Source organism: Bacillus sp. ISL-75, from assembly GCF_018613095.1.
The window spans coordinates 42,549-54,682 of sequence record NZ_JAGGQX010000022.1 but is presented as its reverse complement, the minus strand read 5'-3'; the positions used below and the strand labels follow the sequence as shown (position 1 = coordinate 54,682).

Sequence of the window (12,134 nt, the reverse complement as noted above, 5' to 3'; positions counted from 1 at the left end):
TTATTCCCCTCCAACGTATATGGCAGGATCATTTTTATAAACTGCTTCCATTGCTTCTTCGAGAATTTGTAATCCTTCTTCCAGTTGATCATCAGGAATCGTTATGGGCATGAGCAGGCGAATAACATTGCTATATATCCCCGCGCTAAGTAACATCAAGCCACGTTCCCCTGCAGCTTTTACAATTTTTCCAGCCGCTTCTTTATCGGGTGTTTTCGATTGTCTATCCTTGACGATTTCCATCGCACACATGGCACCTAGGCCCCGCACATCACCAATTCCTTCGAAACGTTCCGCAAGGAGGTGCATCTTTTCGAGAACGCGGTCTCCTATATTTCTGGCGCGGTCATTCAGTTGTTCATTTTCAATAATATCTAATACTGTCAGCGCTGCCCGGCATCCGAGCGGACACCCAGCATAGGTTCCGCCGATTTCGCCAACTTCAGCGGTATTCATAATTTCCGCCCTGCCAATCACGCCGCTGATCGGAACACCAGCCCCCATTGATTTCGATATCGTAATTAAATCAGGGACGACTCCAAAATGATCGATGGCAAAGTATTTTCCAGTCCGCGCGAACCCGGTTTGGATTTCATCGGCAATAAACAAGATTCCATACTGTGTGCAGATTTCCCTTACACGCTTAACAAAGGCAGTATCAGGCACGATAAAGCCGCCTTCTCCTTGCACAGGTTCCATCACGACAGCAGCAATCGTTTCAGGGGCGACTTCTGCCAGAAGAAACTGTTCAAATTGCTCGATAACCATGGCGCTATATTGCTGCTCATTCATTCCTTCCGGGCGGCGGTACCCATAGGGATATGGCGCCTTGTACACCTCTGGTGCGAATGGTCCAAACCCATATTTATACGGCTTTACTTTACTTGTCATTGTCATTGTCATTAACGTCCGGCCATGGAACCCTCTTGTAAACGAAACTATTCCTTGGCGCTTTGTATATTTCCTAGCAATTTTTACAGCGTTCTCAACCGCTTCGGCACCACTGTTAAAAAAAGCAGCCTGCTTGTCAAAATCACCCGGGGCAAGCTGGCAAAGCCGCTCGGCTAAAGTTATATACGATTCATACATCATCACATTAAAGCCCGTATGGATAAATTGACTAGCTTGTTCTTGAAGAGCTCTAACCACTCTTGGATGTGAATGGCCAACATTTATCGTTCCAATAGCACCAGCAAAATCAATATAACAATTACCGTCCACATCTTCGACCAGGGCTCCTTGCGCCTTTTTAACAAAGGAATGGCAGTTATTGCTGATTCCTTTGGGGACATATTTATTTCTTCGCTCCAAAATTTCCTTAGACTTCGGCCCAGGTATCTCTGTTTGGAGCTTAACATATTTCTTTTCCACCTCTGTGCTCCCCCTTTTAAAAAAATCGTTAGGCATCTAAATGTTCTAATACATCTTTAAAGGTGCTAACCACTTTATTTACCTCTTCATAACTAATGGTCAAAGCCGGCTCGATACGAATGGTTTTTGAATTAATCAAAGTCCCTGCTACTAGGACCCCTCTGTCAAACATTCCTTTTGAAACTTCGTAGCCGATTTCATCTTGATGGAATTCAATGCCAATCATTAAGCCCTGACCTCGGATTTCCTGAACCTTATCTTTATGGCCCTCTGCTGCCTTTTTCAGTTCTGCAAGGAAATAGGCCCCCACTTCCGCTGCTCTTTCTGGTAACTTTTCTTCAATTAACACCCCAATCGTCGCAATCGCAGCCGCACATGCTAACGGATTGCCCCCGAAGGTTGTTGTATGCATAAATGGATTAACAAACCAGCTCTTGAAAACATTTTCGGTGGCTACAACGGCACCTGCTGGCATCACTCCGCCGCCAAAGGCTTTTGCTAGACAGATAATATCTGGTACAACCTCATACAGTTCAGCAGCAAACATTTTTCCAGTTCGGCCCATTCCTGTTTGCACTTCATCAAATATGAGCAAGGTGCCATATTGATCACAAAGCTCACGAACTTGTTTTAAATAGTTTTCCGGTGGAAGGATGATTCCTCCTTCACCTTGAATCGGCTCTAAAATAACTGCAGCTACATCTTCTCCAACGGAAGCACAGACTTCAAATGTTTTTCTCATCATGTCTATATCGCCAAAAGGCACATGACGGAAGCCTGGTATTAACGGTAAGAATGGTTTACGGAACATCCCTTTCGCCGTTCCTGACAACGAGCCTAAACTTTTCCCGTGGAATGCACGAGTAGTAGAAATAAATGTTGTCCGCTCGCTGTACATTTTCGCGAGCTTTAAGGCTGCTTCCACACTTTCTGTCCCGCTGTTGGTAAAAAAGGCATACTTTAAATTGCCTGGAGTGATATCGGCTAAGATTTTTGCTAACATCGCACGAAGCGGATCCAGCAAATCCTGACTATGAAGCGCCTGACGTTTTAATTGGTCAGTTACCGCCTTAACCACCTTAGGATTGCGATGACCAACATTATAGATGCCAAAGCCGCCAAGACAATCAATGTATTCCTTACCATTAACATCCTTAAAGCATGATCCATTATCAGACCATTCCACTGCAGCAAATTGGCCGCCTTCAGTAACTGTTTTGCGGTATTCTAGGAAGCCTGGGTTGACGTTCTCACGGAAGCCGTCAACGGTTTCTTTTGTAATCCAAGCTGCTTCCGCTTCGTTAATTTCCTCTTTTTCTATTAAACTTAGAACCTTATTAATATATTCACTTACATTTTTATTTTGCTCACTTTTTAATTCTCGTTCTAAATCGATACTCATAATTTATATTCCTCCTACTAGTGAATTATTTAGAAAACCAGCCAACCGGCTCAACCTGTAAATTGATATTAATCTGTTTTAATTCTTGAAATTCTTCAAGCCCAAACGTTCCAAGGCTGCGCCCAATCCCACTTTGCTTATAGCCTCCCCATGGTGCTTCGTTATAAGTAGGATGGTAGGAATTTACCCAAGTAATTCCTGCACGCAGCTTTTTAATGACCCGCAAGCCCTTTGCACCATTATTGGTAAACACACCACCGGCTAACCCATATACCGTACCATTTGCAAGTTTTATAGCTTCCGCTTCGTCCTTGAACTTCTGAATTACAACAACAGGACCGAAGATTTCCTCTTGGACAATTCTCATTTCTTGGTTCACATCGACAAAAACGGTGGGTTCAACAAAATAACCTTTTTCTAACCCGTTGCTAACCATCCGCTTTCCTCCGCAAGCAACTGTCGCACCTTCCTGTTTTCCTATTTCAATATATGAAAGAACTTTTTCTAAGTGTTCCTGACTGACAAGCGGACCCATCTCTGTTCCAGATGTATTTCCTGGTCCTACTTGAATTTGCTTAGCTCGTTCGACAAAACGTTGGACGAATTGATCATAGATACTTTCTTCGACAAGGATCCTTGAACCAGCTGAACAGACTTGACCAGATCCTGCAAAGATACCAAATAAGGCATAATCGACTGCCGTTTCAAAATCAGCATCAGCAAAAATGATATTGGGCGATTTACCGCCTAATTCTAATGAAACTTTTTTCATCGTATCAGCTGCAGTTTTCATAATGTGCTTGCCCGTTTTCGTACCGCCGGTAAACGAAATCATATCGACCTCAGGATGGGAAGCAATTTCATTTCCAACAACCGCTCCAGCGCCCATTACCATATTAGCCACCCCTTTTGGCAAACCGACTTCTTCAAAAATTTCAAATAGCTTTTTAGGGGTAACTGGTGTCACTTCGGACGGCTTAAAGACAATTGTATTTCCCGCGGCTAAGGCAGGGGCAATTTTCCAAACACTCATTAACAGCGGATAGTTCCACGGAACAATTAAGCCACAAACCCCCACCGGCTCGCGGACAACCATAGCCTGCATGGGATCGGCGACATGATAGGTCTGCCCATCAGGCTTTGTAATTAGGCCGGCATAATAGCGGAAGCATGCAGCTGCGTCGCCGACATCAAAGCCTGCTTCTCTTAATGGTTTCCCGTTATCCATTGTTTCCAACTGGGTTAATTCATCGGCATATTCATCAATTTTGTCAGCAATTTTTAATAAATAGGAGGCTCTTTCTTGAGCAGAAATCCCGGACCAAACACCTTCTTCGAACGCTCTTCGTGCTGCATAAATTGCAGTACGAGCATCAGTGATCGTTCCTTCAGGTGCATATGAAATAACCTCACCAGTTGCAGGATTAATTACTGGACGTGTTTCTTGATTTTCGGCATCTTTCCACTCACCATCAATAAACATCTTCAGGTTTACAACTTGGTTTTTTACTTCGACCATTTAAATTCCTCCTTTATTCACCCTCACTAACTTTATTGCAAGAAGCGTGCCAACGCCTATTGACTATCAAAATAGGTTTCTTTCAAAATATCCAAATACATACTATGCAACTTTGCATAACTCTAGTTTATTTTGCATAATCGAAAAGCGGAAGCGCCTTGTTCAGGGGCTTATGCTCCGAGCCCAAAGGCGCTGGAGCTGGACATAAAAAAACTGCTTCAGATCATCAAGATCTAAAACAGCTTTTCATTAAAAGGTAGATAAGTTTTCGATTTTAATATTTTTTTCGGTTAATATTTTTTGATACTTTCTGCTTACAGATGACTGGCTGATGCCTAAGGCTTTGGCGGCTTTTGTGGTCGTTTTATATTGATTCATTGCCATCACAATTAACTGCTCCTCAACATGATCAATAGCCTCTTGCAATGGAATGACCCTTGTAATTACTGGCTTCATCTTTTTATGTTCCAAGCCGATTGATAAAAATTGACTGACGAATTCAGCATCAATCGCAGGGTGTTCGGCAGTGACTACTAATCTTTCAATAATGTTTTGAAGTTCCCTGACGTTACCCGGCCATGGATAAAACTCTAATACATTAATAGCATCAGGGGTAAGATGATAATTCCGCTCATATTTCTCATTCAATTGCTGAAGGAAATGAAAGGCAAGCAGCGAAATATCCTCTGTCCGTTCTCTTAATGGCGGAATGTGGATCGGAATGACATTCAAGCGATAGAACAAATCCTCGCGGAAGGTACCCTCCTCAACCATTTTCTCTAATTTTTTATTGGTGGCAGCGATAATCTGCACATCCACCTTTATTGGTGTTGTAGTTCCAATCGGAATTACTTCCTGCTCCTGCAGTACACGTAACAATTTTACCTGTAGATGGATTGCCATCTCACCGATTTCGTCCAGAAACAAAATACCGCCATCAGCCTGTTTAAAGTATCCTTCTTTTCCATTCTTATCCGCTCCGGTAAATGACCCTTTCGCATAACCGAATAGTTCACTTTCAAGTAAATTTTCTGGGATCGCCCCGCAGTTTAATTTAAGAAATGGCTTTGTCGAGCGTCTGCCTAATTGATGGATCGCCTGAGCAATTACTTCTTTTCCAACTCCAGATTCCCCGTTAAGAAGGACTGTCGAAGAAAAGTCAGCAATTTTCTTGGCTTGATTGATAATCTTCTCCATTTTCGGACTACAGTAAATAAGCTTTTTCAAAAAGCGGTCCTTACTTTTAAAATCGTCCAATTCCTTCTTATATTGTTCTGATATCTTTTTAATTTCTTGCAGTTCATTTTTTAATCGTGTAGTTTCGGTAATATCGCGTGATGCAATGATAATCCGGTCGAGTTCATTTTTTTCATTAAAGACCGGATTTCCGACGGCAAGAATTTTTCTTCCAGCTTTTGTTTCTTGAACAACAGAGACCTTTTTTCCTTTTTCTAAAACAAGTCTCGTGACCGAAGGTGTAAACAGCCCTTGGTCCTCAAGTTCGAGAATATTCTTACCAATCAGTTCTTTTAAATCTACTTTCCAGAAATCTTGAATGATGTTTTCACTGAACCTAATTAGTTCCCCTTTGTCATTCACCACGAGGATTTCATCATATATACTAGACAAAATCGCATGAAGGTCCTTATTTAAATCCTTAATATATTCAATTTCCATGGCCATTTCTTCGACCATAGGCAAATCCTGGGCAACAATGATGATGCCATCGACTTCATTCTCATAGTTTAAGATGGGGCTATAATCGACAAGAATCCCGATTTCATTTTTGATGACCAGATGATTAAGAAGCGTCTTACCGGTTGTAAATACCTGTTCAAGATGGGTGCGGCTAAAAATGTCTCCTGCAGGAAGATTCATAACCTTATCTGCTGTTGAACGAATCATTTTTAATCCGGCTTCATTATAATTAATAATCCGTTTTTCCTTATCCAATACAAAAATCCCCATCGGAATCGAAGTTAGAATAATTTTAAGTAAGTCGACACTTTTATTTTCCTGCTTAAAAAGCTCTGCTAGAACGTCCTCTCTGCGAATATAGCCTGCTGGAATACCATCCTCACCTCTAATGATCGCAAAGGGTTCGCCAATTATTTGGAACAAAGCAGGCAAGGAAATTTGTTCGCTAAGATGGCAGATGCTTTCTAGCGATTTCGCTTGATTAAGTAGAGATGCAATCGAAGCATGCTCTTTTTTATGGTTTTCAAGCAGTACATAAGCAAATAAGTGATTTTGTTTTTTTAAAAACAAAAAGGGTTCCTTAAGGTTATTTAAGGTAGATCGAAAAACTTCTTCACTTTCATCCACGTCTATTGAAATAATTGGTTTCACTTTTTCTATGGCAACGGAAAACATCGTTTACTTCCCCCTTAACACCTTATCAATCTAATACTATCACTTTATTTGCAATATTTTAAATTAAATATGGCAAAAAAAAAGAAGATGTGCGTACCATCTTCTTTTCCTAGCAATTAATCATTACCATTAACAAATAAATCTTCTTTAATATAAGCGAGAACCATCCCTGGAATAACTTTATCACCTTCCTGCACTTCAAGCGATTCAACTTCGCCGCTCAAACTAGTCTGAACCGTTTCTAATTTGCCTGATTCTGTTTTGATCATAAATAAGGTTTCCCACTCATAAATTCTTGACTCGCCCTTAATCGAAATCCTTGCCACCTTTCCATAACAAGGGCTAAGAACTACACCATAATACATAAACATCCCTCTCCCTTATGGTTTAATACTGCTCTTGAAATGGCCGTGTCTGTAATACTAAACTGAAGAATTCTTGAAATTCAGGGATATCCTCTGCTTGGATTCCCAGTCTTTCTGCCCAATGATCGTCTGAATAAGTGTCCTCTTGGCAAAGTAACACCATTTTCCCAGACTGAATCGAAGTGACCATCGCTTTCCCAAAAAACTGCTCTGAATAACCAATCGTCAAATCATAACGGTGGTTATTTGAAATTAAACAAAAGTAGTGTAACAGCTGCTGTTCTTTTTGTTCGACTAATATCTCCAAATTCATAAAAACGTCCTCCTCTATTTGGTAGTGTTATTTAAAGTATAAGCAAGTTTCGTGCCAACTAATAAATAGCGGTTACTATACGGTGATCTAGTAAAAAGGAGCTAAACGCTATGAAAAAATGATTGAATTATTCATTTCTGCATACCTTTCAAACCACTATCCTAATAAAATAAAAAACCAGGCGATTAGCCTGGCTCAGGTAACTTTCTTTGTTAAAGGGAAGAGGTCTTTTCAGCGTCATCAATATTTAAATCAGCAATTTTGATTTTAAAGAATTTTGTTTGGAAAAGCATATAAATCACACCAATTCCGATCCAAACAATCCCGCCAATGAGTGCATCAAATTGTAAGTTTGCCCACAAAATTCCCGTTAATCCAGCTCCAATGATCGGCATAATTAAATAAGAGAAAATATCTTTAGCTGTTTTATATCTCTTCTGGCGAAAAACGAAATGAGCAATGACTGATAAGTTGACGAATGTAAAGGCAATTAACGCTCCAAAGTTAATAAAGGAGGAAATCAACTCAAGACTTGGGGCAATCGCTAGCAGTGAAACAACACCGACTAAGATGACATTAAAAACCGGTGTCCGGAATTTTGGATGGACATAACCGAATGCCTTTTTAGGCAGAACCCCATTTCGTCCCATTACGTACAAAAGTCTTGATACACTTGCATGTGAGGCTAGTCCTGAAGCTACTGTTGCTGCAAAAGCACCTGAGAGGAATATAAGTTTAAAAAGTGTTCCACCCACAAACAATCCGATTTCAGGTAATGTATCATCAGTTACTTTGAAACCTGAAACATCTGGAAATAAGGCTTGGGCGAAATAGCTACAGACGAAAAAGATGGCGCCGCCAATAAAAACCGTCAACATAATCGCTCTCGGCATCGTTTTTTGGTCAATTGCTTCCTCTGCATACATGGTTACTGCATCAAATCCGATAAAGGAGAAACAAACCACTGTTGCCCCTGTCAAAATTGCTCCGAGGTGGATATCTGAATGGAAAAGCGGTGTTGTTGTTAAAATCGTTCCTTGCCCCATTCCTTTGGAAAGCTGGACAATAGCAAGGACAATAAATGCTGCAATTAAGACAACTTCAAAAATAACGAGCAGTGAATTTAAACTGGATGTTTTCCCCATACTCCATGCATTAATGGCAGTGACGATCGAGACATAAGCGACAACCCAAATCCAGGCTGGAACACTAGGAAATACTGAAACCATATAGATACGTATAATCAATGCATTTACCATCGGAAGCAATATATAATCAAGTAACGCTGCCCAGCCGACTATGAATCCTAAATGCGGGCTCATGGTCTCCCGTGTATACGTATAGGCCGATCCGGCACTTGGAAATACCCTTACCATTTTTCCATAACTAATAGCGGTAAATACCATAACAACTAATGCTGCAAGGTATGCTAGTGGGACCACACCATTTGTTTCTTCAGAGACAATCCCAAAGGTATCAAATACTATGGTTGGTGTCATATAACCCAATCCAAGCATAACGATCGCCCATAGCCCAAGTGAGCGTTTAAGAGTTGTATTCTCCAATTTAACCATCTCTCCTTTTATATCCGGATATTTGTTTATTAATAAGAAATTGTAAGCATTTACATTTTGTTTCAAGCAAAGATGGTGTAATTAATTAAAACAAATTAACTCAGAAAGGTTCCTCCTTTCATTTTACTCAAAAAGTCTAACTATTTAAAATTATTGCAATTTTTGTGCCAACTATGATTAATCGAGTTTGTCTGCCGAAACTCCGAGTTTGCACTTTTTAATTTCGTTTTTATAAAATACACAACTTGGATATTATGAAATTTTGCATAACCTACTCTAATTTGCATAACAAAAAAGCAGCGAATCCATTTTTAGGAATTCACTGCTTCGCTGACTATATTATTAAATTCATGACATACTAGAATTACACAAGATAATTATTTCGCGAAACGGTGGTTACCGATCGTTACCGTTACTGGACGTGAATAGATCCACTTACTTACCGCTGTTTTTGGATTGTAGAAAAATAAAGAACCATTTCCTTTGCCCATTAATGCTATTGCTTCATTAACGGCTTTTTTAGAAGCAGCATCAGCAGGCTGATTAATCTGACCATTTGCTACAGGAGTAAATGCATAATGTCCATTTGAAATTTGATTGATGACTCCACGGACTGTGTTAGGGAAGTCGGGGCTCTTTACTCGGTTTAAGATGACGACCGCAACTGCAACTTTTCCACTGTAGGGTTCCCCTACCGCTTCTGCATGAACAAGACGTGCCATAAGGTCTTTATCTGCTACTGAAATTAGAGAGTTTGGTAGTGTCATATTTTGACCTGCAATAAGTGGCTTACTATTATTTGCACTCATTAAGCTATTAATAGGAATACCAAATCCTTTTGCTAATTTCCAGTATGTCTCACCATATTTCACTGTGTGAGTTGTGGCCGCTTCTGTTGTTCCATTTAATGTAAAAGCTGACATGGACAAGATTAGGCCAGTCGCAATCATTAGTTTTTTAAATTTATTCATTTTATTACCTCCAATATTTGACTCGCGTCTCTACTATTAAGGCTAACAGTTGTAACATTCCAATTCATTACCCAAAATGTGGTAACATACGAACGGCTTAAGTAGCGCCCTGCATGAAAGCTTTCATCTATCAATTGGAAGTAATAACCATTACTCATTTATTTCCTAAAAATAACTCTCTTGGACAGTTTAGGAACGATTATTACATCCTGTATCAGGAATGTAACACTAAAAAGGCCTAGAAAGACCGTCGATATCACAAAAACTTCACCAAATTAACAAAAAATCCCTTTAATTTGGACAGGATTTAACGTCAAAGTTTGGTAATAATAAAGAGAGGATAAAAAGGAGGCTATTTTATATGGAAAATCAGTTAGTCAGCATACTTAACAAACAAATTGCAAACTGGTCTGTCTTGTATACGAAGTTACATAACTATCATTGGTATGTAAAAGGTGGACAATTTTTCACTTTACATGTCAAATTTGAAGAGTTTTATAATGAAGCTGGACTGCATGTTGACGAATTAGCCGAGCGCTTGCTAGCAATCGGTGGAAAACCGGCAGCTACGATGAAAGAGTACTTGGAAATTTCATCTATTAAGGAAGCAACAGGTAATGAAACTGCTGATGAAATGGTTGAATCAGTCATCAATGACTTCTCTATTATCATTGGCGAACTTAAAGAAGGCATGAGCTTTGCGGATGAGAAGAACGATGAAACAACAGGAGACATGCTGCTTGCGATTCATTCGGGGCTTGAGAAGCATGTATGGATGCTAACTGCATTCTTAGGCAGATCCATTTAATTTTCATATGAGAAGCAAACAGTCCAACAATTTGTTGGACTGTTTTGTTATTTATAATAATTATTAAAAAGTATTGACTTTCATTTAGGATTTCTACTATTATTAAATTAAAGATACTTACAAATTGGAGGTTTCCTAAATGTCAACACCCGAAATTATCGTTTATAGCAGCACCGGCTGCCCCTATTGTGAAAAAGTAAAGACATTCCTAAAAGATCAAGGCTTTGCATATGAAGAGCGAAATGCTTCCATACATAAGGAATATTTTGATCAACTAAAGGAACGTAAAATTTATGGAACTCCTGCAACACTTATTAATGGAAAGCTGGTCCTTGGCTTTCAAGAGAAAAAATTCAATAAGCTGCTTGGATTATCAGAAGACTTAGCTCTATCGGTGAGCAATTCAAAACCAGAAACCAGCGAAGAAAGTGCAGATACTATTTTCCAACCAGTTAATGAAAAAATTCTTGAAGACGTATATGATTTTGTCACCATCGGCGGAGGACCTGCAGGTGCTTCTGCTGCTGTTTATGCTGCACGTGGGAAATTAAAAACACTTGTCATTGATAAAGCTCCAAAAGCAGGCACCCTAGCAATTACTCATAAAATTGCGAACTACCCAGGTGTGCGCGAAGAAGTTACAGGGCTTGAACTGTTAACAAGAATGCAAGCACAAGCAAAGGATTTTGGCGCAGACTTCATTCGTTCCACCGTTTTATCGGTTGATTTTTCAGATGAAATCAAAAAAATTGAATTAGCCGAAGGTACCATCAAGGCAAAAAGTGTCTTTATTGGCGTTGGCGCAAAAGCTCCTTCTGGCAAGATTAAAGGCGAAGAGGAATTTACTGGACGGGGTGTAAGCTATTGTTCAACCTGCGATGCCGCCTTTTATCAAGACCGAGTTGTCGCGGTTGTTGGAGATAATGATGAAGCGATCCACGAGGCCGAAACATTAGCCAAGTATTGTAAAACAGTGAAATTGTTAATTCCAACTGAACTAAAAGGGGACGTGGATCTTTCTCAATTAGAAAATAACTCAAAAGTTGAAATTTATAAACGTCACCGTGTAAGAAAAATTATTGGGACTGATAGTGTAGAGAAAATTGTCGTCCTTACTGATAAAAAGGAAGAACAGGTATGGGATGTCGATGGAATATTCTTATACCTCGGCGGGATGATGCCAGGAACGGACTTCTTAAAAGGTGCAGTTCTGCGCGATAAAGAAGGCTATGTGATCGTAGATGAGTACCTTCGCACCAATATTGACGGCGTCTTTGCGGGCGGTGACGCAAGAAGAACACCAATTAAACAAGCAGTTATTTCAGCAGCTGATGGGGCGATTGCGGCTTTAAGTGCTGAGCAACACGTCAATAAACGCACGAAACTTCGTCCCCAATATAGTTAATCTTTCAAAAAAAAGACGGCAGCTGCCGTCTTT

10 protein-coding genes are annotated in these 12,134 nt (G+C 40.0%); 2 read left to right on the top strand and 8 right to left on the bottom strand.

Annotated features, from left to right (window positions below; genetic code table 11):
* From gabT to J7E63_RS10370, 8 genes are all read right to left on the bottom strand, one after another.
* Positions 1 to 1,371, bottom strand: a complete 1,371-nt coding sequence (gene gabT / locus J7E63_RS10405; RefSeq protein ID WP_308161941.1) for a 4-aminobutyrate--2-oxoglutarate transaminase — start codon at positions 1,369 to 1,371, stop codon at positions 1 to 3.
* Positions 1,372 to 1,399: 28 nt separating this feature from the next.
* A complete protein-coding gene (locus J7E63_RS10400; RefSeq protein ID WP_215011692.1) occupies positions 1,400 to 2,773 on the bottom strand; it encodes a putrescine aminotransferase in 1,374 nt (457 codons plus the stop codon).
* A gap of 25 nt (positions 2,774 to 2,798) precedes the next feature.
* Positions 2,799 to 4,292: an aldehyde dehydrogenase family protein gene (locus J7E63_RS10395; protein WP_215011690.1), complete on the bottom strand. Its 1,494-nt coding sequence runs from the start codon at positions 4,290 to 4,292 to the stop codon at positions 2,799 to 2,801.
* A 249-nt stretch (positions 4,293 to 4,541) separates the two neighbouring features.
* Complete coding sequence (locus J7E63_RS10390; protein ID WP_215011689.1) at positions 4,542 to 6,665, bottom strand: sigma 54-interacting transcriptional regulator; 2,124 nt, start codon at positions 6,663 to 6,665, stop codon at positions 4,542 to 4,544.
* 116 nt (positions 6,666 to 6,781) lie between these two features.
* Complete coding sequence (locus J7E63_RS10385) at positions 6,782 to 7,030, bottom strand: biotin/lipoyl attachment domain-containing protein (RefSeq protein WP_215002421.1); 249 nt, start codon at positions 7,028 to 7,030, stop codon at positions 6,782 to 6,784.
* Between the two features lie 22 nt (positions 7,031 to 7,052).
* Complete coding sequence (locus J7E63_RS10380) at positions 7,053 to 7,343, bottom strand: SAV0927 family protein (protein ID WP_215011687.1); 291 nt, start codon at positions 7,341 to 7,343, stop codon at positions 7,053 to 7,055.
* A gap of 212 nt (positions 7,344 to 7,555) precedes the next feature.
* Entirely contained in the window at positions 7,556 to 8,917 is a 1,362-nt protein-coding gene (locus J7E63_RS10375; RefSeq protein ID WP_215011685.1) for an APC family permease, read from the bottom strand.
* A 377-nt stretch (positions 8,918 to 9,294) separates the two neighbouring features.
* Positions 9,295 to 9,888 (bottom strand): cell wall hydrolase, encoded by a 594-nt coding sequence (locus J7E63_RS10370; RefSeq protein WP_215011683.1) that lies wholly within the window; start codon positions 9,886 to 9,888, stop codon positions 9,295 to 9,297.
* Positions 9,889 to 10,249: 361 nt separating this feature from the next.
* Between J7E63_RS10370 and J7E63_RS10365 the strand changes: the two genes are divergently transcribed.
* Together J7E63_RS10365 and J7E63_RS10360 are read left to right on the top strand one after the other, a co-directional pair.
* Positions 10,250 to 10,696 (top strand): Dps family protein, encoded by a 447-nt coding sequence (locus J7E63_RS10365; RefSeq protein ID WP_098930639.1) that lies wholly within the window; start codon positions 10,250 to 10,252, stop codon positions 10,694 to 10,696.
* A 139-nt stretch (positions 10,697 to 10,835) separates the two neighbouring features.
* Positions 10,836 to 12,101: an FAD-dependent oxidoreductase gene (locus J7E63_RS10360; protein WP_215011681.1), complete on the top strand. Its 1,266-nt coding sequence runs from the start codon at positions 10,836 to 10,838 to the stop codon at positions 12,099 to 12,101.
* Positions 12,102 to 12,134: the final 33 nt, after the last annotated feature.

What these genes read in the sequence shown, in the direction of transcription:
- J7E63_RS10400 (WP_215011692.1), bottom strand. Translation starts at nt 2,773, where the DNA reads ATGAGTATCGATTTAGAACGAGAATTAAAAAGTGAGCAAAATAAAAAT.
- J7E63_RS10395 (WP_215011690.1), bottom strand. Translation starts at nt 4,292, where the DNA reads ATGGTCGAAGTAAAAAACCAAGTTGTAAACCTGAAGATGTTTATTGAT.
- J7E63_RS10390 (WP_215011689.1), bottom strand. Translation starts at nt 6,665, where the DNA reads ATGTTTTCCGTTGCCATAGAAAAAGTGAAACCAATTATTTCAATAGAC.
- J7E63_RS10385 (WP_215002421.1), bottom strand. Translation starts at nt 7,030, where the DNA reads ATGTATTATGGTGTAGTTCTTAGCCCTTGTTATGGAAAGGTGGCAAGG.
- J7E63_RS10380 (WP_215011687.1), bottom strand. Translation starts at nt 7,343, where the DNA reads ATGAATTTGGAGATATTAGTCGAACAAAAAGAACAGCAGCTGTTACAC.
- J7E63_RS10375 (WP_215011685.1), bottom strand. Translation starts at nt 8,917, where the DNA reads ATGGTTAAATTGGAGAATACAACTCTTAAACGCTCACTTGGGCTATGG.
- J7E63_RS10370 (WP_215011683.1), bottom strand. Translation starts at nt 9,888, where the DNA reads ATGAATAAATTTAAAAAACTAATGATTGCGACTGGCCTAATCTTGTCC.
- J7E63_RS10365 (WP_098930639.1), top strand. Translation starts at nt 10,250, where the DNA reads ATGGAAAATCAGTTAGTCAGCATACTTAACAAACAAATTGCAAACTGG.
- J7E63_RS10360 (WP_215011681.1), top strand. Translation starts at nt 10,836, where the DNA reads ATGTCAACACCCGAAATTATCGTTTATAGCAGCACCGGCTGCCCCTAT.